Here is a 24,312-nt window from a genome sequence, read left to right as displayed (position 1 = left end):
AGGGGCCGCTCGCTGTGCCCGGGGATCAGCCCGCTACCGCTGCGCCCCACGGCCCCTTCCAGCCAGCCCACCGGTCAGTCCTGCCGGGAGCGCTCGGCCCGCTTTTTCTTGAGGCCGTAAGCGCCCAGCAGCACCGCCGCCAGCAGCAGCACGGTGGGCAGCCCGGCGACGGTCTTGTAGAGGCGGTTTTCAAAGATCGCCCCCAGGTCGCCGTGAAAGAAGAGCTGAAGGAGAAAGACGTTGAACGCCTCCAACAGGGCCAAAATCAGGGTGACGATCAGGCTGGACTTGATGGAGGTGAGCAGGTCGATCTTGCAGAGATAGGTGGCCAGAGAGATGAGGACGATGACGTTGAGGAGGATGTAGACGCCGTTGTTCAGGGGGAGGGCCCGGGTGAGGATGGTGGTGATCACCAGCACCCCGGCGGAGAGGAAGTACTGCCGCTTCTCCACCGGCTGGCCGGCAAAGACGTAGAGCCCGAAGAGGAGCAGCAGCACCTCCGGGATGTCGCGCAGCAAGAGTTCCAGCAAAAAAATCATCTATCCCAACTCCTTTGAGGCGGCCTTCTGCGCGAAGTGGCGCAGGGTCGCGTAGACGGCCAAAAAGCCCATCACCCGCACCAGCACGTCCCCGATGCTGAGCACGCTGTAGCCGATGTCGATGTAGTCTGTGAGCACCTTCAGGCGGGTGGCGCCGTCCCCCAGCACATGGATGCCGCCCCCCAGGTTGAGGTTGCGGCTGTTGACATACCCCGTCAGGTAGGAAAGGGTGGGAAAAACCGGCATCTTCCCCCCGTTGAGGCCCATGACCAGGTTGTTGAGAAAACTGCCCAGAAAGACGCACCCGGCGCTCAGAAGACCCGCGTCCCAGAGCCGATAGCCGATGAGGGGGAGGGCCAGGGCCAGCATGTAGCTGGTCTTGAGGATGGGGGCGTAGGGGATGAAGGTGTAGACCCCGCAGAAGACACAGACCTGAAAGGCGATGGTGCAGAGTTCCAGCAGATAGGCGGGGTAGAGGAGCTTTGCCCGCTTGAGTCCGGCCAGGGGATACCCCTTGCGCCCGGCCCACCAAATGGCGAGAAGAATGGTCTCGATCACGCCGACCCGCCTTTCCCCGGCATTGCCGGCCCTGTATTTCTCACCCTCTCATTATATCGGTCCCCCAGGCCCCCGTCAACAAAAATCCCCCGAATATCCCCTTTATGAGACAAATTGGGGGATCCCCTTCAAATAAAATTTCAAAATCACCGGTTTTCGCTGTTTTCCTCAAAAATGCGATAAAGTTTATCCAATTGACAGCGCTCCATCCCCCCTTTCTTTACCGCCCCTTGGCGCTTGCCCCCACCCGCAAAACGCGGTATCATAGAGGGGCCAAAAGGCAATCATCAATCGCGGCGGCCGCCGCTTTACAAGGAGGGCGCACCCATGGACAACAGGGCGCTGAAAGAGCGGGTATTTCAAACCATCGACGAGAACCGGGAGCGGATCATCGACGCGGGCAGGGCCATCTTCGCCCACCCCGAGCTGGGCTATAAGGAGCACTTTGCCAGCGAACTGGTGCAGACGGTCTTTTCCGAGCTGGGTCTCCCCTATCAGACCGGGCTGGGGCTCACCGGGGTCAAGGCCCGGGCCGCCGGGCGGGACCACCGGGCCACCGTGGCCCTGTTGGGGGAACTGGACGCGGTGGTCTCCCCCACCCACCCCTCTGCCGACGAGCGCTCCGGCGCGGCCCACGCCTGCGGCCACAACGCCCAGATCGCCGCCATGCTGGGGGCGGCCATGGGTCTCTGCCTCTCGGGGGCGATGGAGCAGCTGGACGGGGACCTGGCCTTTCTGGCCGTCCCCGCCGAGGAGTTTGTGGAGCTGGAGTACCGCCAGAAATTGCGGGACGAGGGCAAGGTGGAATTTGTGGGCGGCAAGCAGCAGCTGATCGCCGAGGGCGCCTTTGACGACGTGGACATGGCGATGATGGTCCACTCCTACTGCTCCCCCGACGTCCGCTCCTCGGTGGTGGGGGCCCCCTCCTCCGGCTTTGTGGGGAAGATCGTGCAGTACACCGGCAAAGAGGCCCACGCCGGGGTGGAGCCGGAAAATGGGATCAACGCCCTCAACGCCGCCATGTTGGGGCTGATGGCCGTCAACGCCCAGCGGGAGACCTTCAAAGACGACGACGGCATCCGGGTGCACCCCATCATCACCAAGGGGGGCGACCTGGTCAACATCGTCCCCGCCGACGTGCGCATCGAGACCTATGTGCGGGGGATGGACACCGATGCGGTGGTGGCGGCCAGCGCCAAGGTCAACCGCGCCCTGGAGGCGGGGGCCTACGCCGTGGGGGCCCGGTGCGAGATCAAGGAGCTGCCCGGCTACCTGCCCATGCGCCAGAACCCCGACCTGGACCGGGTATTCCTGCAAAATGCCCGCGCCCTGCTGGGGGAGGAGCACGTCATCGACGCCACCGTGGGCCCCAAAATGGGGGCCGGCTCGTCGGACATGGGGGATCTCAGCCATGTGATCCCGGCCATCCACCCGGTGGCAGGGGGATTTTGCGGCAACGCCCACGCCAAGGACTTCGCCATCTGCGACGAGGAGATGGCCTACATCCTCCCCGCCAAGATGATGGCCGCCACCGCCATCGACCTGCTCTGGGACGGGGCGGCAGAGGCCCTGCGGGTCAAGGAGAACTTTGTCCCCAAATACACCAAGGAGAGCTACCTCCAGTTCTGGCGGGAGTTTGTGGGGGAGTAGGGCGGCCCCTCCCCCCAGCCGGGCAACTGCAAGAAAACGGCACTCCCCCGGCGGGAATGACCGGCCAGCCGCCCGGGCAAACTGAGAGGGACAAACGTTTTGAAGGAGGACGGCAGATGGGACGGCAAACGGTGGAGCAGATGCCCTTTTCCAAGATCTATCCCCTCCTTGTCAACAAGGCGGTGAGAAAGGGACGCACCAAGGGCGAGGTGGACGAGGTCATCCGCTGGCTGACCGGGTACAGCCAGGGGGAGATCGACGCGCTGGCCGCGGGAGGGGGCAGCTACGCCGCCTTCTTTGAGGGGGCACCCCGAATGAACCCCGACCGGGAAACGATCAGCGGCACGGTCTGCGGCGTGCGGGTGGAGGCGGTGGAGGACCCCCTCCTGCGGGAGATCCGCCGCCTGGACAAGTTGGTGGACGAACTGGCCAAAGGCCGGCCCCTGGACGCCGTTTTGCGGGCCCAATAGGAGCCCACCGGTAAAGTCTCATCGGCAGGGCGTCGGTCCCCAAAGGGCGCCGCACAGATTTAGCCCCGCAAGGAGCATCGAAATCTCTGCCCGCACTCCACGCGCCGCCACCGGCAACCTGGGATGAGATGCGATTTCGCGCCATCTGCAACCCAAAATCGCTTTTCCCGTTGCATCTTCACCCTCTTTTTTCGGGGATCCCTCTGCAAGAACAATATGACTTCCCCGGCCGGGCCGGGGGGTGCCAAAGCCATAAAAGAAGGGCGACAGCAAATTGCTGTCGCCCCTCTTTTTTATTTCTTGTTGTCCTCTTTGAGGATGTAGACCGGCCGGCGCTTGGTCTCGAGATAGGTCTTGGAGAGGTACTGTCCCAAAATGCCCAGGCAGAGCAGTTGGATGCCGCCGATGAGGAAGATAAAGCACATCATCGAGGGATAGCCCGCCACCGGGTCGCCCCAGACCAGGGTCTTGACGATGACCACCACGATCAGGATGGCCGCCAGCAGGCAGAAGAGAACGCCCATGAGGGAGGCGATGGCCAGGGGAGCGGTGGAGAAGGCGGTGATGCCGTCGATGGAGTAGAGCAGCAGCTTCCAGAAAGACCACTTGGTCTCCCCCGCGACCCGCTCCACATTCTCATATTCCAGCCACTTGGTGGAGAAACCCACCCAGCTGAAGATCCCCTTGGAGAAGCGGTTGTACTCGCTCATGGAGAGGATGGCGTTCACCATCTGCCGGGTCATCAGCCGAAAGTCCCGGGCGCCGTCCACGATCTCGGTGTCGGATACCCTGTTGATGAGCTTGTAGAAGAGTCGGGCGAAGAAGGATCGCACCTTGGGCTCCCCCTTGCGGGTGACCCGGCGGGTGCCCACGCAGTCGTATCCCTCCTCGGCGATGCCGCGGTACATCTCTTCGAGCATCTGGGGCGGGTCCTGCAAGTCGGCGTCCATCACGGCCACATAGTCGCCGGTGGCGTGCTGCAGCCCGGCGAAGATGGCCGCCTCCTTCCCAAAGTTGCGGGAGAAGGAGAGGTAGCGCACCCGCTCGTCCCCCGCCGCCAGCTCTTTGAGCACCCCCAGGGTGCCGTCTTTAGAGCCGTCGTCCACAAAGATAAAGGAGAGATCCACCCCGCAGGCAGCCTTCATCCGTCCGGCCACCTTGCAGATTTCCGGATATAAAAGGGGAAGGGTCTCCTCCTCGTTGTAGCAGGGAATTAGTACGGTGATCTCCCTCATGCCGTCTCTCCATCCTTCTTTTTAAAAATCCACAGCTTGCTGAGCAGGTAGTTGAGGACGATCACCACCACATTGGAGGCGATCTTCACGAGTAGGTCGGGGCAGGCCAGCCGGGTGACAAACAGCCACATGATCCCCATGTCCAGGGCGCCGGAGAAAAGCCGCGCCGCCACAAAGGAGCCGAATTCCCGCGCCAGGTGGCGGGCCCCGAAATCCCGGTTTTCAAAGACCCAGAGCTTGTTGGTCACATAGGCAAAGAGGACCGACAGCACCCAGGCCCAGACATTGCTCCCCATCTCCCCCATCCCCAACAGCCGGGTCAAGGCCGCGTAGGTGACGATGTTCACCAGGGTGGTGAGGGCGCCAAAAATCAGGTAGAGCAGGATGTCCCTATACTTTTTTGACAGGCCTGTCAAATGGACATCCCCCTCTCTCACCAGCAGGATCGCCCGCATTGGCCCATGCTGTCACGGATAGGCGACCCTCTTTTTTCTTCCCAGAATTTCTGTTTATTATACCAAAAAAAGGCGGTTTCCACAACCGCCTTTTCCCTGTCAGAAATCCTATTCCACCGATTTGAGGCTCTCCACCATATCCACCTTTTTCAGGTGAAAGTGCATGGCCAGGTTGACCAGCACCGCGAAGAGGATGGTCAGCGCCGCCGAGAGGAGGTAGCTGAGGGGGGCCACCGTCCGCCCGAACATGATGGTGTCGATCTCGGCGGTGGTGATGACGAACCGGTGCAGCCAGATGCCCCCCAGCAGCCCGGCCACGGTGCCCATGAGGGTGAGGGCCACATTCTCCCGGAAGATGTAGGCCGAGACCTCCTTGTCGTAAAAGCCCAGCACCTTGATGGTGGCGATCTCCCGCAGCCGCTCGGCCACGTTGATGTTGGTGAGGTTGTAAAGCACCACAAAGGCCAGCGCCCCGGCCGAGACGATGAGCACCAACACCACGTAGTTGAGGCTGGCCACCGTGTCGCCAAAGCTGTTTTTGATGCCGCTGGTGTAGCTGATCATCAGCACCCCGTCGCGCTCCAACAGCGCCCCGGAAAGGGCGTCCTGCCCCTCCTGCCCTGGGTCGTCCATCTGCAAGAGCAGGGTGTTGGGGCGCATCTCCTCCCCAAAGACCTGCCGGTAGTAGGCGGGAGAGAGGTAAAGGTAGTGGAAGGCGTAGTTCTCGGTGATCGCGGCCACCTTGACCGGGAGCTGTTCCCCCGAGTCGGCCACCAAAAAGATCTCGTCCCCCGCCGAGACCCCCATCAGGCTGGCGGCCTTCTCGCTGAGGACCGCCCCCTCGTCGGTGAGGGGGATGGGCTCGTGCCCCTTGCGGGTGCGCAGCACGATCTGCTCGCCCAGCCGCTCCGGCTCCTCGGGCACCACCAGGGTCAGTTCCAGCTGGCGGCTGTCGCTGCCGGCGGTGACCGACTTCTCGCGGGCGTACTGGCGCGCCCCCAGCCCCAACTGGCCGGCCAGGAGGGCGTCGAAGTCCTCCCTGTCCTCGGCGAGGGTGTCCTCGTCAAAGACCACCTGCCCGTCGTAGACATCCAGTTCGCCGAACTGGATGCTGACGATGTCGGAGATGGAGTCCTTTACCCCAAAGCCCGCCATCATCAGTGCGGTGCAGCCGGCGATCCCCAACACCGTCATGGCGATGCGCTTTTTGTAGCGAAAGAGGTTGCGCACCGTCACCTTGCCGATGAAGCTCAGCCGGTCCCAGACAAAGTCCACCCGCTCCAGCAGCACCCGCTTGCCCGCCTTGGGGGCCTTGGGCCGCATCAGCTGGGAGGGGGTCTCCCGCAGCTCCTTGACGCAGGCGTAGAGCACCGCCAAAGCCGCGCAGGCCGCCGACCCCAGGGTGATCCAGAGGAGGTAGTCCAGGCGGATGGGGGCGATGACCTTCGTCATCCGGTACATGATGGAGTAGGCGTTGAAGATGACGTTGGGGAAGAGGAGCAACCCCCCCACGATGCCGAAGACCGCCCCCAGCACCGCCGCCGTCACGGCATAGATCAGGTACTTGCAGATGACTGCGCTGCTGCCGTATCCCAGGGCCTTGACGGTGCCCGCCTGGGTGCGCTGCTCCTCCACCATCCGGGTCATGGTGGTCAGGCAGACCAGGGCCGCCACCGCAAAGAAAAACACCGGGAAGACAAGGGAGATGGCGTCGATGCGGTCGGCGTCGTCGGCAAAGCCGGAGTAGCCCACGTTCCCATCTCGGTCGTAGAGATACCACTTGGGCAGGGCGATGTCCGCCAGCTTGGCCCGGTTCTCGTCGATCTCCTCCTGCCCGTCGGCAATCTGGGTGGCAAAACTCGCCTTGGCGCTCTCGTACTCGGCGGCGCCGCTGCGGTATTCCCGCTGGCCCTGCTGGTACTGGGCCAACCCGGTCTGGTACTGGGCCAGGCCCTGCTGGTAGTCGCTCTTGGCCTTTGTCAGGTCGGCCCGGGCTTGGTCGAGCTGGGCCTGGCCGTCCTTCTTGGCAGCGGCCAGGTCGGCCTCCCCCTGGGCCAACTGGGCGCGGCCCCCGTCCAGTTGGGCCTGCATCCCCTGTAACTGCCCGGCCAGGGCCTGGTACTGCGCCTGCAGTTCCGGCGGCAGCTGGGCGGGGTCGCCCATGGCGGCCAGTTGACCCTGCAGGGCCGTGACCCCCTGCTCCAACTGGGCCAACTGGCTGCGGGACCGCTCCAATTCGGCCTGGCCGGCGGCGATCTTCTCGTCAAAGGCGGCCTGGTTTTGGGGGATGGCCGCCTCCCCCGCCGCGATCTGGCCCTTGGCGTCGGCCAGCTTTTTCTCGCTGGCGTCCAGGGTGCTCTTGGCGCTCTGCAGCTCGGCGGCGGCGCTGTCGAGCTTTTTCTTGGCCGCGTCCAGTTCAGCCTGCCCGTCGGCCCTGGCCTGATCCAGCTCGGCCTGGGCGTCGTCGAGCTTGCCCGCGGCCTCCTCATAGATCTCGTCGTAGCGGGCCTGGGCGCGGGCCTCCCCCACCCCCTCAAGGCGGACCTTGGCATCGGCCACCAGTTGGTCGTACTCCTCCCCGAAGCAGTCCAGCTCCGCCGCCCCCTTGAGGGTCAGGTAGGCCTCGGTGTAGTAGTCGAGGACAAAGGCCTCATCGGGGATGAGCAGCAGGTCGTCCACCGTGCCGCTGCCGATGCTGGTGGTGCCCATGGAGAAGGTGATGTAGAGGGGGCACTGGGCGACCCCCACCACCGTGTAGCTGCTCTCCTCCAAAGTGTCCGACAGCGCCTCCCCCTCCTTGCCGGGGGAGAGGGTCACGGTGTCGCCGATCTGCAGCCGCCGGCTCAGGTGGCCGCCGTACTGGATGAGGCACTCGTTCTCCGCCTCGGGCAGCCGCCCCTCCATCAGCCGGGGGGAGTTGATGCCATCCGCTCCCGGCAGCCCCAGCACCTTGATGACGCTGGATTTTTCGCCGTCGTGCACCAGGGTGTCCACCGAGTGGGCCGGCTCCACCGCCTTGACCATCTCATCGGCCTCCAGGGCGGCGATGTCGTCCCCGTTGAGTCCGTAGGTGGAGAGGGCCTTGATATCCATCAAATCCTGCTCGTCAAAATAGGCGTCGCCGGTGAGCTTCATGTCCGGCCCGGTAGCCTTGATCCCCGCAAAGAAGCCGGCCCCCAGGGCTACGATCAAGAAGATGGAGAAAAACCGGCTCTTGGTCTTGCGCACCTCCCGGAAGGCGTCCTTCCAGAGGGCGGTCTTGCGCTGTCTCTTCACCGTCTACCACTCAATTCTTTCCACCGGGGTGGGGGCGTCGTTTTTCTCCATGCTCCGCACCCGGCTGTTTTTGATTTTGATGACCCGGTCCGCCATGGGGGTGAGGGCGGTGTTGTGGGTGATGACCACCACCGTGGTCCCGGTGTTGCGGCAGGTGTCCTGCAACAGCTTCAAAATGCTCTTGCCGGTCTCGTAGTCCAGCGCGCCGGTGGGCTCGTCGCAGAGCAGGAGCTTGGGCCGCTTGGCCAGGGCCCGGGCGATGGCCACCCGCTGCTGCTCCCCGCCGGAGAGCTGGGCGGGAAAGTTCTTCATCCGCTCCCCCAGCCCCACCTGGCGCAACACCTCCTCGGCGTCCTCCGGCTCCCGGCAGATCTGGGAGGCCAGCTCCACATTCTCCTTGGCGGTGAGGTTTTGCACCAGGTTGTAAAACTGAAAGACAAAGCCGATGTCGTAGCGGCGATAGGTGATGAGCTCTTTGCGGGAGTAGGCGCTCACCTCCTTGCCGTCCACCCAGATCTTGCCGCCGTCGCAGCTGTCCATCCCCCCGAGGATGTTGAGGACGGTGGTCTTGCCCGCGCCGCTGGGCCCGACGATGACGCAGAACTCCCCCTTCTCGATGGAAAAGGTGATGCCGTCCGCCGCGCGGATGGTCACCTCCCCCATCCGGTACTCCTTGACCACGTCCTGAAACTCGACAAATGCCATCTCTCTGCCCCCAGCGGGCGTCCGTGCGCCCTGTATTTTGAAAAAGGGAGCGGGGCCGCCCGACGGCGAAACACCCGCGATCCCATCTCTATGCATCTTCTGCCATATCTGTCCATTCTGGTTCATTGTACACCATATTTCGCCCCCGGTGATAGCAAAATTGTAAACAGAAAAAATTTTGCCCGGGCCAAAGCGCCCCCTCGCCCACCGGCATCAAACTCCCCTCTTCGGCAGCCTGCACGGCCCCCTTTGGGGCAGGGACATCAAAACCGGCGGTCAGAGGGCCCTAGGGGAAGGGGCAGCGGCGAGAGCAGCCAGCGCAGGCCGGCGACACCCCCCGGCGCAGGCGCGCTGCACCGCCCCGAGGCGGCAGACCCGGTCGTGGACGGGGTCTATACCGGCGGCCGCAGCTGCTTTGCCTGCACGCGCAATGCTGTTCCCCGTCCTCTTATACACATCTAGCTGTGTATAAGAGACAGAGGGCGGGCAGCTCTGCCAGCGTGTCGATGGTGTAGTCGGCCTCAGGGGCCCGGCCAAAGCCGTAGCGGGCGTGGATGAAGGGCACCCCCGCCCGGTGGGCGGCGTCGCAGTCCATCTCCGTGTCCCCCACGTAGAGCACCCGGGAGAGCCCCTCCCGCCGAGCCACCAGGGAGATGTTGTCCCACTTGGGCAGCCCGGTGTGTCCGGCGTTCTCGCTGCCGGCAAAGTAGTGCCCCAGCCCGTGGGCGGCGTAGAAGGCCTCGATATACCCCTCCTGGCAGTTGGAGACCACGTAGAGCGGCCAGCGGGCCGAGAGGGCGGCCAGGGTCTCCTCCAGCCCGGGGTAGAGGGTGCCGCCGGTCCGCTCGAGGTAGGCGTTCTCCTCGTCGCAGCAGCGGGCCACGATCTCGTGGGCCCGCGCCACCGGCACGCCGGTAAAGAGAGCCTCGCCGATCTTGGGCAGGGTCTTGCCCATGACCCCCTTCATCTGGGCCTCGGTGATGGGGCCCACCTCGGGGAAGTGCCGCAGGGTCAGGTTCCAGGACTCCACCACCCGGGCCGCCGCGTCCCAGAGGGTGCCGTCCAAGTCAAAGAGGATGCCGTCTTTCTGCACTGTCTCTCCCCCCTATCTGCCCAAATCGAAGCGCAGCTGCGGATTGTAGAGGTAGTCGTCGTTGTCGTAGGTCAGCTCCAGGTTCTGCGAGCCCTTGGGCACCTCGTAGCAGAGGGTGGTCTCGATGGTCCGCCCGGCGGCTAAAGTCTGGGTGATAAAGAGCTCCTGGCGGTTGCCCTGGCTGTCGGTGATGTAGGTGTCGTCGTCCTCGGAGAACTCGAAGAGGTCGTCGCCCCCCTGCAGGATGAAGTCGGGCCGCCAGAGCAGCCGGTCCTCCCCCGAGTGGTTGGTGATCTTGATCTGCACCACCAGGTACTCGTCGTCCTCGTCGGGGGCCAGGCCGTACTCGCTGCCGTCGCGCACCCCGGTGACGGTGAACTCCATCTCCTCCCAGCTGGCGGTCTGCCCCACCGCGTAGTGGGTGGCGTCGGGGGTCCGGCGGTTTTGGTGGTCGCCGCTGTTCCAGCCGCTGGGGGCCTGCTGGTCAAAGTAGCTCCCGCCGTCGCCCTCGTCGCCGTAGTCGTAGGCATCGCCGTCGTCCCAGCCCCCCTGGTAGTGGTGGTAGCCGCCGCCGTAGCCGTTGCCGCCGTTGCGGGCGGTGCGAAAGACCGCCGCGATCACCGCCCCATAGCACAAAAACACCACCAGCACCGCCGCCACCGCCACCGAGGCCACGGCGATGATGGCGTTGCGCAGGTTTTTGTACTTTCGCTCCCGCACCGCTGCCACCGGGCAGCCGCAGCAGGGGCAGACCGGGCTGCCGGCGGGGATCCGATTGCGGCACTGGGGGCAGCTGGTGGTGCCGTAGGACTGGGTCGGGGGGGTGTAGTAGCCGTTCATAGAGAACTCCTCCTCATCGTCGGGGCGGGCAGGGATGCCGCCCTTCTCTCTCTTCTGTTTTAGTGTATCGGCCGGGGCCCGGTTTGTCAACGAAAAAGGTCTCATTTGCCCCGCTCCCCCCGGGTGTCGAATTGTGAAAAAAGTCATAACAAATTGTAAAGAGACGGTGGACAAGTCCGGTCCGGTGTGGTATCCTGAGGACAAAGTTGATAGAGGCGCGGTGCGGATGAGTAGTCGGCGGGAGGGGACACCCTGGGAACCCGGCAAAAGGCCAAACCGCCGAAACGGCTGGGCGGGTGCGCCCCGCCGTTGGGCAGGGGGAGAAGATCTCCCTGACTCCTGTTTTTTAACAGAGGCGCTATCGGTGATAACTTTGCTCGTTTGAAAGTTGCACTGATGGGGTGCAACTTTTTCTTTTTGTCCGCCCCGGCGGGCGGGACGACACCGAAAGGAGTTACACAGATGAATCAAACACCAAACACCAATAAGGCCCAGGCGCTGGCCTCTGAAAAGACCGAGCTCAAGCGGGAGGTCGGCCTCTTCGGCGGCGTGTCGGTGCTGGGGGGGATCATGATCGGCTCGGGCATCTTCTACCTGGGCAGCATCGTGCTCCAGCGCAGCGGCATGAGCATGGGGCTGGCCCTGCTGGTCTGGGCCCTGGGCGGGCTGGTGGTCCTCTTCTCCGGCATCTGCTATGCCGAGCTGGGGGCCATGATGCCCAAGGCCGGCGGCGGCTACGTCTACCTGCGGGAGGCCTACGGCGAGCGGGTGGCCTTTATGAGCGGGTTCTCCAATTTTATCCTCGGCTCCTCGGGCTCCATCGCCGCCCTGGCCGTGGCCTTCCCCGAGGCCATCGCCAGCCTGGTCCCCCTCTCCCCCCTGGCCTGCAAGGCCATCGCCATCGGGATGATCGTGCTCCTCAGCGCCATCAACCTCTTCGGCATCAAGCTGGGCAGCCGGATCCAGAACTTCTTCATGGTCCTCAAGCTGCTGCCCATCGTCCTCATCATCGTCTGCGGTATCTTCATGGGCCAGCAGACCCCCAACCTCTCGTTGGTGCCCGACCCGGCCATCGCCGGGACCCCCTCCCTCTTCAAAATCTGCGGGATGGTGGCCTTTGGGGTGGTGGCCACCCTCTGGGCCTACGAGGGCTGGACCAACCTGAACGTCATCAGCGAGGAGATCAAAAACCCCAAGCGCAACCTGCCCCTGGCCATCATCCTCTCCATCGTCGGGGTGATGCTCATCTACGTCCTCTTCAACTTCGCCATCTACCGCACCCTGCCCTATGAGACCATCACCGCCATGCTCGCCGGCGGCGATCTCTTCCTGGGCACTGCGGCGGCCAACACCCTCTTCGGCAGCGCCGGCAAGATCATCGTCGGCTCCACCATGATCGTGGCCATCTTCAGCGCCCTCAACGGCTGCGTCATGGTCTTCCCCCGCACCTACTACGCCATGGCCCGCGACGGCGCCTTCTTCAAGAGCGCGGCCAAGCTGCACCCCAAATACAAGACCCCGGTCTTCGCCATCGTCCTCTCCGGGGTGGTCTCCATCGTCCTGGTGTGCATGCAAAACCTCAGCCAGCTCACCAGCCTGGTGGCCTTCTGCGGGATGTTCTTCAACACCATGACCTTCTACGCGGTCATCCGGCTGCGCAAAAAATACCCCGATCTGGAGCGCCCCTACAAGGTGTGGGGCTACCCGGTGATGGTGGTGCTGGTCATCCTCATCACCATCGGCCTGCTCATCAACACCCTGGTGGAATCCCCGGTCACCTCCATCATCGGCCTGTCTGTGCCCGCCGTGGGGCTGCTGCTCTACGAGCTGGTGTTTAAAAAGAGCCGCGAGGCCGTGCTGGCCGCCCAGCGGGCGGAAGCCGAGGCCCAAGCCACCGACAACAAGGAGGAAGCGTAACATGGACAGCTGCGTCATCGTCAACGGAAAAGTTTACCTGGAGCGGGAGAGATTCGCCCAGGCCGTCTGCATCGAAGACGGGATCATCAAGGCCGTGGGCACCAACGAGGAGTGCCGGGCCGCCGCCCCCGCCGGCGCCCGGGAGTACGACGCCCAGGGCCGCACCGTGGTGCCCGGCTTCAACGACAGCCACATGCACCTCTACTTCGTTGGGGAGAACCTGGAGTCCATCGACGTGCACGGCTGCACCTCCATGGCCGAGGTCAAGAAGATCGCCCGCGACTTCATCGCCCGCACCCAGCCCCCCAAGGGGACCTTTCTCCACGGCTCGGGCTGGAACCAGGACTACTTCACCGACGAGGCCCGGATGATGGACCGCCACGACCTGGACGAGATCACCACCGAGTACCCCCTGGTGCTGGAGCGGGCCTGCGGCCACGCGGTCACCGCCAACTCCCTGGCCATCGAGATGGCCGGCATCACCAAGGACACCCCCCAGCCCGAAGGGGCCCACTTCGATGTGGACGAAAACGGCGAGCCCACCGGCATCTTCCGCGAGACCGCGGCCAACATGGTGATGGCCCTGCGCCACGAGCCCACCGTGGAGGAGATCGAGCACACCCTGCGCACCGCCATGGCCCACGCCGCCGAGTGGGGCATCACCTCGGTGCAGACCATGGACGTCCGCCCCGGGGGCTGGCGCGAGACCCTGCAGGCCTATAAGAACATCCAGTCCAGCCACCCCACCCTGCGGGTCTACCACCAGTGCAACTTCATGGACCCCGCCAGCTACCAGGCCTTTTTGGACGAGGGGCACAAGACCGGCGCCGGCGACAGCTACAACAAGATCGGCCCCCTGAAGCTGTTTGTGGACGGCTCCCTGGGCGCCCGCACCGCCACCATGAGAGAGCCCTATGCCGACGACCCCTCCACCCAGGGGATCCAGACCCTGACCCAGGAGCAGACCGACGCCATGGTCAAGCTGGCCGACGAGAACGGCTGCCAGGTGGCGGTCCACGCCATCGGCGACGCGGCCATCGAGCAGGTGCTTAACAGCTACGACACCGTCTGCGACGGCAAAAACCCCCACCGCCACGGGGTGGTCCACTGCCAGATCACCGACGCCCCCCTGGTCGAGCGCTTCTGCGAAAACGACATCCTCGCCTACATCCAGCCCATCTTCCTGCACTACGACATGACGGTGCTGGAGAGCCGGGTCGGGAAGGAGCTGGCCTCTACCAGCTACGCCTTCCACACCATGAACAAGCTGGGCATCCACACCTCCTTTGGCACCGACAGCCCGGTGGAGGACCTGAACACCATGAACAACCTCTACTGCGCCGTGGCCCGCAAAAACCTGGACAAAAAGCCGGAGGGCGGCTTCTACCCCCACGAGTGCATGGACATCTACGAGGCCGTGGACGGCTACACCGCCGGCAGCGCCTACGCCAGCTTTGAGGAGGGCGTGAAGGGCCGCATCAAGCCCGGCTACTACGGCGACCTGGCCATCCTCAGCCAGGACATCTTCACCATCCCCACCGACGAGCTGCTCACCACCGTGGTGGACGCCACCGTCCTCGGCGGCGAGTTCGTCTACGAGCGCTAGATCGCGCTTCCCCCGCAAAAAAGAGAGCGCCGGAACAGGGCCGTCTTCCCTGTTCCGGCGCTCTTTTTCTCCCACTTACCTGTCCACCGCCCCTTCGCGCGAAAGGAGGGCTTTTCCTCGCCGTGTGGGCCGGGACAAGCGCGCCACTCATCTCGGAGAGGCAGGGCGGTGTATCTCTCCCCAGCGGCACATCTCCCGCAGGAGCGGCAGCAGGGAGCGGCCCCGCTCGGTGAGGCCATACTCCACCTTGGGCGGGATCTGGGGATAGGCGCGCCGGAACACCAATCCGTCGGCCTCCATCTCCTTCAAGCTGGCGCTGAGGGTCTTGTAGGTGATCCTCCCCAACAGCCGCTGCAGCTCGTTAAATCGGATCACTTCCCCCTTGCCCAGGTTGTAGAGGATCAGCAACTTCCACCTGCCGTTGAGCAGGGAGAGGGTGTAGCCAAAGGAGGTGTCCTCCGAATCGGCGATCTTGGGCAGCCTGTCCGACATCTTCACTATCCTTTCTAATAGTACCCATCCAACCGGTGCGTACTTCCTTTTTTTCACCTTTCATTGTAAACTCAAAACACAGCCTCTGTAAAGGGGCAGAGAGGAGACAGCACCATGAAGATCATTGCCCTGAACGGCAGCCCCCGCAAGGGGTGGAACACCCATCAGATGCTAGAGGCCTTTTTAGAGGGGGCCCGAGCCGCCGACGCCGAAACAGAGACCGAGCTGGTCCATCTCTTTGACCTGTCCTATACCGGCTGCCGCAGCTGCTTTGCCTGCAAGCGAAAGGGTGGTCCCTCCTACGGCCGCTGCGCCTACCCCGACGGGGCGCGGGAGCTGCTGGCCGCCCTCGCTGCCGCCGACGGGATCGTATGCGGCTCCCCTATTTATTTTCACGACATCACCGCCCAGTTGCGGGGACTGCTGGAGCGGCTCTTCTTCCCCTTTCACTCCTTCCGGGCCGGGGAGACCACCCTTGCCCCCAAGCCGCTGCGCTCGGCCATGATCTACACCATGAATGTGACCGAAGAAAAGATGCGGGCCGCGGGCTATCCGCAAAACCTGGCTACCACCGAGGGGTACTTTTCCTACACGTTCGGCCATCCGCCCGCCCTCCTCTACGCCTGCGACACCTGGGAATTTTCCGATTACAGCCTCTATGAGGCCAGCATCTGGGACGAGGCCGCCAAATGGCGGCGGCGACAGGAGCAGTTCCCCCGCGACCTGGCGGCGGCGCGGGCGGCAGGGATGGAGATGGTTCGCGCCATCTCCATCGACCACCCTGCCTGACGCCAACTCCGCGGGCTGAGGCACACAAAAAAGAGAGGGGTCTCCCCCTCTCTTTTTATCTGCCCTATCTGCCCTCCCGCCAGGCGCGGGAGAGCGCTTCCAACTGCCGGGAAATATCCCCCCGGACCGCCCCGCCGTGGTGGCAGAGGACGGTCTGCAAGTCCAACCGGGCCAGGAGGCGGACCGTCTCCATCCCCTCTTCCATGTCCAGGGTGTAGCGGGGGTTGGGACCGGCCAGCCGCCCCTCCTCCGCCGTGAGGGCGTCGCCCGCTATCAGGGTGCGCTCCTCCTTGCAGTAGAGGGCGATGTGGCCGGGCATGTGGCCCGGGGTGTCCACCACCCAAAGCCCCTCCCAGCCCGGGAAGGGAGCGTCCCCCTCCAGGGCGACGGCCCCGGGGACCGGGTCGTCCACCGGGGCGGGCCGCCCCGCGGCCACCGATCGGGGGGAGGCCGCCTCCCCCGCCACAAAGGGCCGCTGCACCGCCGAGCAGTAGACGCCCAGACCGGAGCAGCGCCCGGTCAGCTCCCGCGCCAGACCCATGTGGTCGCGGTCGCAGTGGGTCAGCGCCAGGGCCTGTAAGTCCCCCAGGGACGCACCCGCCCCGGCCAGGGCCTCTTCCAGCTGGGGCAGGGTCCCGGCACAGCCACAGTCCACCAGCAGCGCCCGGTCCTCCCCCTCCCGCTGCAGCAGCACCGGCCAGACGGGGGGCGACCCCTCCCCCGGCCCCGGCAGCCGCAGCGGCGTGATCCTGTACATCCGCGCTCCCCGTCCTCTCTCCCCCGCTCAGGGGGCGTCGGGGCCGGCAGGCAAACCTAGTCGGCCCAGTGGATGACCCCTTCCCGCCGGGGTTTGGCCGCCGGGGTCTCGGCCGGGTGGCCCAGGGAGGCAACGCCCCAGACGATGTGCTCCGCCGGCACCCCAAAGCCGTTCAGCACGGCGCGGACGCCGGGCTCGTCGCTGGTCTCCTTGAGCTGGTTGATCCAGACGCTGCCCAGCCCCAGGGAGTGGGCGGCCAGGAAGATGTTTTGCAGCGCGCAGGCGCAGTCGGCCAGGCCGTTGCCGTTTTCCCGGTCGTTGGAGGCCAGGATCAGCGCCGCCGGGCGGTACATGTCATACCCCTCCTTGCCCATGGCCTTCCCCATGGCCTCGCAGAGGGCGGCGATCTTCGCCCCGTCGGTGACGGCGGTGAACTGCCAGCTCTGCTTCCCCATCCCGCTGGGGGCGTAAGAGGCGGCCTGCAGCAGGGTCTCCATCTCCTCCCGGGCAATCGGCTCCCCGGTGAATTTGCGGACGCTCCGCCGCTCCAAAATCGCTTTCAGCACTTCGTTCACAGCAATTTCCTCCTTTGCCTTCTCGGCTTTTTCTACTATATTAGTATACTACCGCTGCCAGGGGCGGTCAAAGGGCAGTTTGTAAACTTTTTCCCTGCCCTCTCTCCCCCTGGCATTTTTTCCAAAGGTGTGCTATACTGTCCCAAATTTGGCCCGGGCACAGGGTCCGGGCCACCGGCCAAAAAAAGGAGGGAATGTCTGTGTTTCGCCACTGGAAAGGGCTGCTGGCAGCCGGGTTGGCCGCGCTGGTGGGCGGGACCGCCTGCTGGGCCCGCTTTGGGGAGACCAGCCGCCTGGTGCTGCGCCGGGAAGAGGTCGCCCTTCCTGCCGCCGCGCGCCCCTTTACCATCGCCCTCTTTTCCGACACCCACCTGGGCCGCTACGGCGACGCCCGGTCGCTCCGCCGGGTGGCGGCCCTCATCGGCGACCAACAGCCCGACCTGGTGGTCTTTGCCGGCGACTTTTTCGACGCCTATCGCCGGGACCAGGAACTCCTGGACCTGGACGAGCTGGCCGCCATCCTGGCGGAAATCGAGGCGCCCTTCGGCAAATACGCCGTCTGGGGCAACCACGACCGGGGCGGCGGGGCCCACCGGGTCTACGGCGAATTGATGGAGCGGGGCGGCTTCACCCTGCTGCAAAACCAGGCGGTGGCGCTGCCCGACCTGGGGCTGGTCCTGGGCGGGCTGGACGACGCCCTGCTGGGCCGCCCGGATTTCTCCCTCTCCCTGGAGGGGGAGGGGCTGCGCGTCCTCGTCGCCCACGAACCCGGCCCGGCGGCCGAACAGGTCCCCGGGGCCCACCTGATCCTCTCCGGCCACACCCACGGCGGGCAGTTGGGGCTGCCCTTGGTGCGGGACCTCCTCCTGCCCCCCGGCTCCGGCCCCTACGCAAAGGGCAGCTATAACCTGGGAGAGGGGCGCTTCCTCCAGGTCACCAGCGGGGTGGGGGTCACCAAGGTGCCCGCCCGCCTCTTTGACCCGCCCGAGGTGGTGTTGCTGCAAATCGTCCCCGGCCAGAAAGGCCCCTCGTAAAGCGGGGGGCTTTTTTGCGTCCCCGTCGGGCGAAAGCCCCCGTTTCGGTTGGAGGTCAGCCGCCCCACTGGACATTCCCTACCCCGCTGCAAAAGGCATCTTCCCCGGCGGAGCGTGCGCCTTCGGAGCAAGGCCGCAGCGGCGAGCGGTCAGTGGCCGGGGAACCCTCCCCCGACAACGGGTTACCATCGCTCTCTGCTTTTGCGGCAAAGCACTGTCCCCTCGCCCCCGCAGAACAGGGCGCTTTCCAAGGAGTGAGTCCCCCTGGATAAAGGCCGCGCGGGAATTTTCCTGCGAAGGCGCCGCTTTCCCCAGACGCCGGCAGGCAAAATCCCCGAACAGGCTGGGAAGCGACACTCCCCCCTCCCCGGCCTGTCGACGGGGCCCTCTCTTGGGCACAGCCGGCAGAGCCTCTCCCCTCGACTGGGGCGGGGAAAAGGCCCGCCCGCAAGGCTGACCCGCCCGGAAAAGCCGGAGGTCCCTCTATCGGCGGCGCGGACCGGTTTTGCGCCGCCCTTTTGCGCCCTTTTGGGCGGTGGCGAAGTGCTCTTTTGTCAGGCGGAACACCTGGGGAGAGAGCAGAAGCAGCGCCAGGAGGTTGGGCACCGCCATCAGGCCGTTGAGGGTGTCCGACAGCTGCCAGACCGGCCGCAGTTCCACCGTGGCCCCCACCATGATCAGCACCAGAAAGACCACCCGGTACCAAAACACCGGCCCCTGCCGGCCGCGGCTGAGATAGGCCATGGCGCTCTCGCCGTAAAAGCACCACCCCAGCATCGAGGAGACGGCGAAGAACAGCACCGAAATGGCGATAAACCCGCTGCCCCAGCGGCCCAGCACCGTGTCAAAGGCGGCGGTGGTGAGGGCCGCCCCGTCCAGCCCCGAGTCCCACATCCCGGTGGTGAGGATCACCAGGGTGGTGAGGGTGCAGGTGACAAAGGTGTCGGCAAAGACCTCGAACATCCCCCAAAAGCCCTGCTTGACCGGGCTGTCGGTCTCGGCCGCCGCGTGGGCGATGGGGGCGCTGCCCAGCCCCGCCTCGTTGGTGAACACCCCCCGGGCGACCCCGGTGCGCAGGGCGGCCTGTAGGGTGTAGCCCACCACGCCCCCCGCCGCCGCCCGAACGCCGAAGGCCGAGCGGAAAATCAACCCAAAGGCCGGGCCCACCTGGTCGCGGTGCACCGCGATCACCCAGAGGGAGGCGGCGATGTAGAAGATGCTCATCAGGGGGACAAATTTTTCGGTGAAGGCCCCGATCCGCTTGAGTCCCCCCAGCACCACCAGGGCGCAGAGGACCATCACCCCCACCCCGGTGGCCCAGTAGGGGATGGAGAAGGACTGGCGCAGCGACTGGGCGATGGTGTTGGACTGGGTCATATCCCCCATCCCGAAGGAGGCGCAGACACACAGCAGGCAAAAGACCCCCGAGAGCCAGCCCCAGCCCCGGCCCAGCCCCTTTTTGATGTAGTACATCGGCCCGCCCCGGTGGGTGCCGTCGGGGCTGGTCTCCCGGTAGTGTACCGCCAGCACCACCTCGGCGTACTTGGTCATCATCCCGAAGAGGGCCGACAGCCACATCCAGAAGATGGCCCCCGGCCCCCCCAGGGTGAGGGCGGTGGCGATGCCGGCGATGTTGCCCACCCCCATGGTCCCGGCCAGGGCGGTGGTCATGGCGGCAAAGGGGGAAAGGTTCTGCCCCGTCCCCCCCTTCTTCTTTTGAAACAGGCTGCCCAGGGTGACCTTGAACATGTATCCCAGTTTGCGCAGCTGCAAAAAGCCGGTGCGCCAGGTGAAGTAGACCCCCACCCCCACCAGCACCGCCAGCATCACCGGCCCCCAGACAAATCGGTTGACCGCTCCCTCCGCCGCCCAGAACCACGGCATTTGACCGTCCCCTTCCCGCGCCCACGGGCGCAGGAAATGGATATGCCGGAGGGCGGGGGGATATGCGGGAAAGGGCGGAGGGGCAGAAAAGGATCGCCGTCAGCCGGAGACCCTCTCCCCTGCAAGCTGTTTTGCGACAGGGCATAAAAATCCCCCAGCGGGGAGGGGATACCCACCCGCCGGGGAACGCTCATTTCCTTCTGTTTCCCAAATCTACCACTCGATGCGCTCCACCAGCCGCACCCCGTTTGCCTGCATCGAGGCGGCGAAGACGGCGTTGTAGAAGTCGCGGCTGTGCACCCCGGGGATGTCAAAGGTGTCCACACAGTCCAGGGGGACCACCACGTCCAACTCCCGCCCCTCGGCGTTGGCGTAGGCCTTGCAGGTGGTCGCCAGCTGGTAGACGCAGATGTCGGTGACACAGCCGGTGACGATCAGGTGCCCCACCTCGTAGCGGTCGAGCAGCTCCTTGATGTACCAGTTGAGAAAGCCGTTGGTCGAGGCCTTCTCCACGATCTTGATGCCCGGCACCGCGGCGATCTGCTCCACCACCTTCTCCTCCCCGCTGCCCTTGACGCAGTGGGGCGGGTAGGCGGAAAATTCGGGGGAATCGTCCCGGTGGCAGTCGGTGTAGGCCAGGGTGTAGATCTGTCTCTCGGCGCAGGCGCGGGCCAAGGCCGCCGCCCGGGGGACCACCGCGTCGGCATAGGGGCTGGCCAGGGCCCCCCGGCGGCAAAAGCCCACGTTCAAATCCACCACCGCGCAGACGGTCCCCTCGGCGGGGAACTCGTCAAGGTGGGCGGTGGGCAGGTCGCGCAGGCTCCCCTCCACCTGTTTGGCGGCCTCGGCAAAAGCGGCCTGGTAGTCAATGGCGTGCAGATCCATGGGGCATTCCCCTTCCGTTTTTTCTTTTCAGTATACCCCTTTCACCCCCGCTTTTCAACCGACTGCGCGCCTGCGCCGACCGACTGCGCAAAAGCGGTGGACGGCCCCGTCCCGCCAGGGTATACTGGTACCAGAACAAAAAAAGGAGGGATGGCCGTGGAGGTGGAGATCAAATTGCAGCCCGGTCTGGCAGGGCCCCGGGCGGTGATCTACTGCGGCGAGATCACCCCCGAGGTGGAGGCGGCCGCCGCCCGCCTCGCAGGCGCCACCCGGCGTCTGGCGGGCCGGCGGGAGGGGCGGGTCTACCTGCTCGACCCCGGGGAGATCACCCTCGTCACCGCCGAGGGGCAGCAGGTGTACGCCCTCTGCCGGGGGGAGCGCTACCTCCTCAAGGCCCGGCTCTACGAGCTGGAGGCCCAGTTGGCAGGCAGCCGCTTCGCCCGCATCTCCCACTCGGAGATCGCCAATTTCGACTGGGTGGAGAGCCTGGACATGTCCACGGCCGGCACCATCCACCTGCGCTTCAAAAAAGGGGGCGGGGCCTTTGTCTCCCGCCGGTATGTGGCCCGCATCAAAGAGCGGCTGGGCCTGTGAGAGAGAGGAGGGCTTGTCTGTGAACTGCGCAAAAAAAGCGGCCGGTCGGGCCGTCGTCGGCTTTGGCTGGGGCGTCTGCATCTCCACCGCCATCTGCTACTTCACCTCTTTGGGGATAGGGGAGTACTGGCCGGTGACCCCCGAACTGCTGGCGGCCTTCGGGGGCGACCTGTTGGCCGCCGTGGGGCTGCAACTGCTCACCTCCGGGCTGCTGGGGGCCGTCTGCGCCGCCATCTCGGTCTTTTTTGAAATCGAGCGCTGGAGCCTGGCCCGGCAGACCGCCCTGCACGGCTGCTGCTGCGCCGCCGCGGTCATCGGCACGGCGGCCCTCAACCGCTGGGTCACCTTGAGCGCCGCCGGGCTGGCGAACTATCTGCTCCTCTTTCTGGTCATCTACCTGGTCATCTGGCTGGCGCTGGCCCACCACTGGCGGCAAAAGTTGCGGGCCATCAACCAAAAACTCAAGGGGCTTTAAAGCTCCCAAAAGGGGAGCGGGGCTGTCGGGCAGCCCCGCTCTCCTTCTGTTTTGGGGAAGGGGGAGCAAGCGTCGTCCCCCTGCTCGGGCGCGTGATTGCGCGGCGGCTGTTTTGGGGGATGTGGCGGCGAGACGAGGGCCGCCTGTCCAGCGCCCGGGGCGCCTCAGGCACTCCCCCAAACTGAGCGAGGACAGGACCTGACCCGACAGGTCCGCTGGGTCCACGGCAACTACTCGCCCCCTTTGCCCGCCGACAGGCAAACAAGGTCCTCCCCCGCTTTCCCAGGCGACTTGCTCGGCGACCCGGCTCCCGCCAGTCCACTGACGGCGGCAGGGCGATAAAGGCATGACCGGAGAGGCGCGGCGCGCCGCCGGCAGCCTGTCTAAAAAGGGAAATTGGGTTGGCGGCGATACCCTCTGTCCAAATCGGTTCAGAAATCGTATTATTGGCCGCTCCCAGGCATCGCCGCAAGCTCGCGGTGCGCAACTCGATGGCGGTACACAACGCGGCGGCCCGCGCGAAGTCGCCTGCCCCCAGCCGGGCCATTCTAAAAAGCCGTTTAGACAGTTAGGCCATCCCCGCCCTGCCGCCCTGCACCGCGCCCAGGTTGCGCCAAAAAGCCCTCGCCCATTCCTGCGGCCTACACGAATGGGCGAGGGACATTTTTTTCTTGGCAACAGCACGTTCAGCACAGCGGTACGGGTTAGACCCGGCCGCCCCCCTCGTCATCCCCGAAGGGGAAGAGGCCCAACTGCTCATCCCGCTTGCCCACGGCCTTGGGCGGCTTGCGAAACCGGCTCAGGGCCACCAAAATCAGCGCCACCACGGCGATCACCGCGACAAAAATCAAACCGTACTTGATCCACAGAGCAACACTCACAACAGTTCCTCCTCTCCGCCGCGCCGGACGGCAGTCAACCCCGCCGCTGGGCCGGACCCAACAGGCGGGCGATGGCATAGCCCAAAAAGAGGGCCATGACGATGAGCCCCGCCGTCACATACCAGCGGCCCAGGGGGGCGCCGAAGGCGGCGGCGATGACGGCCGGGGCAAAGACCACCGCCACCGCGGCCCGCAGGATGACCGCCGCGTCCATCCGCCGGACATAGTAGCCCCAGTCGCTGTTTCCGTCGTAGCGCAGGGGGGTGCCCCAGAGGGTCAGCTCGGGGCGCTGGTAGATGGGCTTTTGGGGCTTGCCCTCCGGCTCGGGGTGGGCAAAAACCGCCGTAAAGCCCTGAAAGACCGTCAGCGCCAGGTAGGCCACCCCGCCGATGCGGGCGGAGGCGGGCAGTCCCTCGGCCGCCACCCGCTGCCAGTTGATCCCCAGGCAGAGGGCGCAGAGCCCGAGACAGGCGAGGCCGCCGGCCTCCCAGATGCGCTGAAAGCGGTTGTAGCGATAGCGGATGCGCACGGCCTCCCCTCCTCTCTCTGTTCCGGCGGGCGGGCTAGTGGGCGCCGCCGGGCTTTTGCCCCCTCATCTTTTTGAGGGTGCGGTCGATTTCCCGGTCGGTGGGCTCCTCGTAGTTGGGGCCGTAGAAGAGCTGTTTGCCCGGCCGGTCGGTCCGGTCCAGCGAGCGGGGCGCCCCCTTGCCGACCCGGCCGATCAGGCTGGGCAGCAGCACAAGGGCCAACAGGGCCAGCACCAGCACGGCGAGGTAGAACCACTCCTTCCCGCTCAGGCCGGCAAACCAGGAGAGGGAAAACCCGCCCTCCCCCAGGAGCGCCGGCGCCAGCAACAGCCCCACCCCGAAGAGGAAGCAGAGCGCAATGGCCGCCGTCTTCAATGCCTTTTTCATTTTGAGCCCTCCTTTTTTTCCGGTCTCTTCTCAAAATGGGGTCTTCCCCTATTTTGTCTCTCCACCCGCCCGGGCGCGTAGCTGTCGTACCCGTAAAAGGACCAGCCCTCGCCCTTGGCGGCCTTGCCGGCGGGCAGCTCCCTGCCCTGGGTGGCCCGGCCGATGAGCCCGGCGATGACCAGCAGGAGGAGCAGGATGCCGCCGATGCCCGCCACGATCCCCAGCAGGTACCGCCACTGCTCCCCGCTCAGGGGGACGCCGCGGTTTTCTTCCAGCTGCACCGTGTAGAGCAGGTAGCCAAAGCCCGTCAGCGCGCCCAGCGCCACCAGGGCCAGTACCGAACGAACGATCCACTTTTTTGCCTTCATCGCGAAACACCTCCCGCCGATCTGGGCAAACTGCTGTTGTCCGTGGGTTCCTAGCTTCAGTATATACCCATTTTTTCCAAAAGGGTATCTCTTTTGCCCCGAATCAGCGCTTTGTCCTGAAGGGGTGTCACAATTTGTCGATTTTGCCGACGCCGCTGCTGTCCGCGCCCAGTTGCGGCGCGGGCGCAAAGCCGCGCTAGCCTCCCTGTCGCCCCTGTCTCTTATACACATCTAGATGTGTATAAGAGACAGGTCCAGGGGGACCACACCGTCCAACTCCCGCCCCTCGGCGTTGGCGTAGGCCTTCCCGGCCTCCGCCC

General features: G+C 65.2%; 25 protein-coding genes and 1 riboswitch. Of the genes, 8 read left to right on the top strand and 17 right to left on the bottom strand.

Annotated features, from left to right (window positions below; all coding sequences use genetic code 11):
* Positions 1-74 precede the first annotated feature (74 nt).
* Positions 75-539: a hypothetical protein gene (locus BN3266_RS07310; protein WP_021660768.1), complete on the bottom strand. Its 465-nt coding sequence runs from the start codon at positions 537-539 to the stop codon at positions 75-77.
* The gene (locus tag BN3266_RS07305; RefSeq protein WP_021660767.1) at positions 540-1,097 is read right to left on the bottom strand and encodes a DUF5317 family protein; all 558 of its coding nucleotides are present in this window, start codon (positions 1,095-1,097) and stop codon (positions 540-542) included.
* 327 nt (positions 1,098-1,424) lie between these two features.
* Between BN3266_RS07305 and BN3266_RS07300 the strand changes: the two genes are divergently transcribed.
* Both BN3266_RS07300 and BN3266_RS07295 read left to right on the top strand, forming a co-directional pair.
* On the top strand, positions 1,425-2,747 hold the full coding sequence (locus tag BN3266_RS07300) for an amidohydrolase (RefSeq protein ID WP_059004637.1): 1,323 nt from the start codon (positions 1,425-1,427) through the stop codon (positions 2,745-2,747).
* Positions 2,748-2,863: 116 nt separating this feature from the next.
* The gene (locus tag BN3266_RS07295; RefSeq protein ID WP_059004636.1) at positions 2,864-3,217 is read left to right on the top strand and encodes a DUF2200 domain-containing protein; all 354 of its coding nucleotides are present in this window, start codon (positions 2,864-2,866) and stop codon (positions 3,215-3,217) included.
* 293 nt (positions 3,218-3,510) lie between these two features.
* On the opposite strand, the gene BN3266_RS07290 is transcribed toward BN3266_RS07295, so the two are convergent.
* The 6 genes from BN3266_RS07290 to BN3266_RS07265 form a co-directional block, all read right to left on the bottom strand.
* Positions 3,511-4,452: a glycosyltransferase family 2 protein gene (locus BN3266_RS07290; protein ID WP_059004635.1), complete on the bottom strand. Its 942-nt coding sequence runs from the start codon at positions 4,450-4,452 to the stop codon at positions 3,511-3,513.
* Positions 4,449-4,868, bottom strand: coding sequence for a GtrA family protein (locus BN3266_RS07285; protein ID WP_242861740.1), 420 nt, complete (start codon positions 4,866-4,868; stop codon positions 4,449-4,451). Before BN3266_RS07285 ends, BN3266_RS07290 begins: the two co-directional genes overlap by 4 nt.
* A gap of 147 nt (positions 4,869-5,015) precedes the next feature.
* Positions 5,016-8,183 carry an FtsX-like permease family protein gene (locus BN3266_RS14430; RefSeq protein ID WP_059004633.1) on the bottom strand — a complete coding sequence of 1,056 codons (3,168 nt, stop codon included), beginning with the start codon at positions 8,181-8,183 and terminating at the stop codon, positions 5,016-5,018.
* A gap of 3 nt (positions 8,184-8,186) precedes the next feature.
* Complete coding sequence (locus BN3266_RS07275; RefSeq protein ID WP_044993101.1) at positions 8,187-8,888, bottom strand: ABC transporter ATP-binding protein; 702 nt, start codon at positions 8,886-8,888, stop codon at positions 8,187-8,189.
* A gap of 448 nt (positions 8,889-9,336) precedes the next feature.
* Positions 9,337-9,981, bottom strand: a complete 645-nt coding sequence (locus BN3266_RS07270; RefSeq protein ID WP_059004632.1) for an HAD family hydrolase — start codon at positions 9,979-9,981, stop codon at positions 9,337-9,339.
* 12 nt (positions 9,982-9,993) lie between these two features.
* Positions 9,994-10,821, bottom strand: a complete 828-nt coding sequence (locus BN3266_RS07265; RefSeq protein ID WP_059004631.1) for a DUF4352 domain-containing protein — start codon at positions 10,819-10,821, stop codon at positions 9,994-9,996.
* Between the two features lie 202 nt (positions 10,822-11,023).
* A riboswitch (Lysine riboswitch) is annotated at positions 11,024-11,190 on the top strand.
* Between the two features lie 93 nt (positions 11,191-11,283).
* Here BN3266_RS07265 and BN3266_RS07260 point away from each other — a divergent pair.
* Together BN3266_RS07260 and BN3266_RS07255 are read left to right on the top strand one after the other, a co-directional pair.
* The gene (locus BN3266_RS07260; protein WP_059004630.1) at positions 11,284-12,738 is read left to right on the top strand and encodes an APC family permease; all 1,455 of its coding nucleotides are present in this window, start codon (positions 11,284-11,286) and stop codon (positions 12,736-12,738) included.
* A gap of 1 nt (position 12,739) precedes the next feature.
* Positions 12,740-14,344, top strand: coding sequence for an amidohydrolase (locus tag BN3266_RS07255; RefSeq protein WP_059004629.1), 1,605 nt, complete (start codon positions 12,740-12,742; stop codon positions 14,342-14,344).
* Between the two features lie 147 nt (positions 14,345-14,491).
* On the opposite strand, the gene BN3266_RS07250 is transcribed toward BN3266_RS07255, so the two are convergent.
* Entirely contained in the window at positions 14,492-14,836 is a 345-nt protein-coding gene (locus BN3266_RS07250) for a winged helix-turn-helix transcriptional regulator (protein ID WP_059004628.1), read from the bottom strand.
* Positions 14,837-14,950: 114 nt separating this feature from the next.
* Here BN3266_RS07250 and BN3266_RS07245 point away from each other — a divergent pair, with 114 nt between their 5' ends.
* Complete coding sequence (locus BN3266_RS07245) at positions 14,951-15,625, top strand: flavodoxin family protein (protein ID WP_059004627.1); 675 nt, start codon at positions 14,951-14,953, stop codon at positions 15,623-15,625.
* A gap of 64 nt (positions 15,626-15,689) precedes the next feature.
* On the opposite strand, the gene BN3266_RS07240 is transcribed toward BN3266_RS07245, so the two are convergent.
* Together BN3266_RS07240 and BN3266_RS07235 are read right to left on the bottom strand one after the other, a co-directional pair.
* The gene (locus tag BN3266_RS07240) at positions 15,690-16,382 is read right to left on the bottom strand and encodes an MBL fold metallo-hydrolase (protein WP_059004626.1); all 693 of its coding nucleotides are present in this window, start codon (positions 16,380-16,382) and stop codon (positions 15,690-15,692) included.
* A gap of 56 nt (positions 16,383-16,438) precedes the next feature.
* Positions 16,439-16,957, bottom strand: coding sequence for a nitroreductase family protein (locus BN3266_RS07235; RefSeq protein ID WP_021660467.1), 519 nt, complete (start codon positions 16,955-16,957; stop codon positions 16,439-16,441).
* A 194-nt stretch (positions 16,958-17,151) separates the two neighbouring features.
* On the opposite strand from BN3266_RS07235, the gene BN3266_RS07230 reads away from it, so the two are divergent.
* Positions 17,152-17,991 carry a metallophosphoesterase gene (locus BN3266_RS07230; protein WP_082671720.1) on the top strand — a complete coding sequence of 280 codons (840 nt, stop codon included), beginning with the start codon at positions 17,152-17,154 and terminating at the stop codon, positions 17,989-17,991.
* 483 nt (positions 17,992-18,474) lie between these two features.
* Here BN3266_RS07230 and BN3266_RS07225 read toward each other — a convergent pair whose 3' ends face one another.
* Positions 18,475-19,875 (bottom strand): alanine/glycine:cation symporter family protein, encoded by a 1,401-nt coding sequence (locus BN3266_RS07225; protein ID WP_059004624.1) that lies wholly within the window; start codon positions 19,873-19,875, stop codon positions 18,475-18,477.
* Between the two features lie 213 nt (positions 19,876-20,088).
* On the bottom strand, positions 20,089-20,760 hold the full coding sequence (locus BN3266_RS07220; protein ID WP_059004623.1) for a cysteine hydrolase family protein: 672 nt from the start codon (positions 20,758-20,760) through the stop codon (positions 20,089-20,091).
* A gap of 156 nt (positions 20,761-20,916) precedes the next feature.
* On the opposite strand from BN3266_RS07220, the gene BN3266_RS07215 reads away from it, so the two are divergent.
* Positions 20,917-21,354: a LytTR family DNA-binding domain-containing protein gene (locus BN3266_RS07215; RefSeq protein ID WP_075109765.1), complete on the top strand. Its 438-nt coding sequence runs from the start codon at positions 20,917-20,919 to the stop codon at positions 21,352-21,354.
* Between the two features lie 19 nt (positions 21,355-21,373).
* Positions 21,374-21,829 carry a DUF3021 domain-containing protein gene (locus BN3266_RS07210; RefSeq protein WP_059004621.1) on the top strand — a complete coding sequence of 152 codons (456 nt, stop codon included), beginning with the start codon at positions 21,374-21,376 and terminating at the stop codon, positions 21,827-21,829.
* A gap of 704 nt (positions 21,830-22,533) precedes the next feature.
* Here the strand turns inward: BN3266_RS07210 and BN3266_RS13830 are convergent.
* Genes BN3266_RS13830 through BN3266_RS07195 form a run of 4 tightly spaced genes read right to left on the bottom strand, consistent with a single transcriptional unit; the run spans position 22,534 to position 23,992 of the window.
* Positions 22,534-22,710, bottom strand: a complete 177-nt coding sequence (locus tag BN3266_RS13830; protein ID WP_021660474.1) for a hypothetical protein — start codon at positions 22,708-22,710, stop codon at positions 22,534-22,536.
* Between the two features lie 34 nt (positions 22,711-22,744).
* Entirely contained in the window at positions 22,745-23,239 is a 495-nt protein-coding gene (locus BN3266_RS07205) for a hypothetical protein (RefSeq protein WP_059004620.1), read from the bottom strand.
* 34 nt (positions 23,240-23,273) lie between these two features.
* Positions 23,274-23,624, bottom strand: coding sequence for a hypothetical protein (locus BN3266_RS07200; protein WP_059004619.1), 351 nt, complete (start codon positions 23,622-23,624; stop codon positions 23,274-23,276).
* Positions 23,621-23,992 (bottom strand): hypothetical protein, encoded by a 372-nt coding sequence (locus BN3266_RS07195; RefSeq protein WP_021660477.1) that lies wholly within the window; start codon positions 23,990-23,992, stop codon positions 23,621-23,623. Before BN3266_RS07195 ends, BN3266_RS07200 begins: the two co-directional genes overlap by 4 nt.
* Positions 23,993-24,312 lie beyond the last annotated feature (320 nt).

Origin of the sequence: Bittarella massiliensis (ex Durand et al. 2017) (assembly GCF_001486165.1) — a bacterium.
Lineage (GTDB): Bacteria > Bacillota > Clostridia > Oscillospirales > Ruminococcaceae > Bittarella > Bittarella massiliensis.
This window is presented reverse-complemented; position numbering and strand designations above follow the sequence as displayed.

Bases quoted from the DNA above. Each gene is read 5' to 3' on its own strand.
- BN3266_RS07310 (WP_021660768.1), bottom strand. From the start codon at position 539: ATGATTTTTTTGCTGGAACTCTTGCTGCGCGACATCCCGGAGGTGCTG.
- BN3266_RS07300 (WP_059004637.1), top strand. From the start codon at position 1,425: ATGGACAACAGGGCGCTGAAAGAGCGGGTATTTCAAACCATCGACGAG.
- BN3266_RS07295 (WP_059004636.1), top strand. From the start codon at position 2,864: ATGGGACGGCAAACGGTGGAGCAGATGCCCTTTTCCAAGATCTATCCC.
- BN3266_RS07290 (WP_059004635.1), bottom strand. From the start codon at position 4,452: ATGAGGGAGATCACCGTACTAATTCCCTGCTACAACGAGGAGGAGACC.
- BN3266_RS07275 (WP_044993101.1), bottom strand. From the start codon at position 8,888: ATGGCATTTGTCGAGTTTCAGGACGTGGTCAAGGAGTACCGGATGGGG.
- BN3266_RS07265 (WP_059004631.1), bottom strand. From the start codon at position 10,821: ATGAACGGCTACTACACCCCCCCGACCCAGTCCTACGGCACCACCAGC.
- BN3266_RS07260 (WP_059004630.1), top strand. From the start codon at position 11,284: ATGAATCAAACACCAAACACCAATAAGGCCCAGGCGCTGGCCTCTGAA.
- BN3266_RS07255 (WP_059004629.1), top strand. From the start codon at position 12,740: ATGGACAGCTGCGTCATCGTCAACGGAAAAGTTTACCTGGAGCGGGAG.
- BN3266_RS07250 (WP_059004628.1), bottom strand. From the start codon at position 14,836: ATGTCGGACAGGCTGCCCAAGATCGCCGATTCGGAGGACACCTCCTTT.
- BN3266_RS07245 (WP_059004627.1), top strand. From the start codon at position 14,951: ATGAAGATCATTGCCCTGAACGGCAGCCCCCGCAAGGGGTGGAACACC.
- BN3266_RS07240 (WP_059004626.1), bottom strand. From the start codon at position 16,382: ATGTACAGGATCACGCCGCTGCGGCTGCCGGGGCCGGGGGAGGGGTCG.
- BN3266_RS07230 (WP_082671720.1), top strand. From the start codon at position 17,152: ATGTCTGTGTTTCGCCACTGGAAAGGGCTGCTGGCAGCCGGGTTGGCC.
- BN3266_RS07225 (WP_059004624.1), bottom strand. From the start codon at position 19,875: ATGCCGTGGTTCTGGGCGGCGGAGGGAGCGGTCAACCGATTTGTCTGG.
- BN3266_RS07220 (WP_059004623.1), bottom strand. From the start codon at position 20,760: ATGGATCTGCACGCCATTGACTACCAGGCCGCTTTTGCCGAGGCCGCC.
- BN3266_RS07200 (WP_059004619.1), bottom strand. From the start codon at position 23,624: ATGAAAAAGGCATTGAAGACGGCGGCCATTGCGCTCTGCTTCCTCTTC.
- BN3266_RS07195 (WP_021660477.1), bottom strand. From the start codon at position 23,992: ATGAAGGCAAAAAAGTGGATCGTTCGTTCGGTACTGGCCCTGGTGGCG.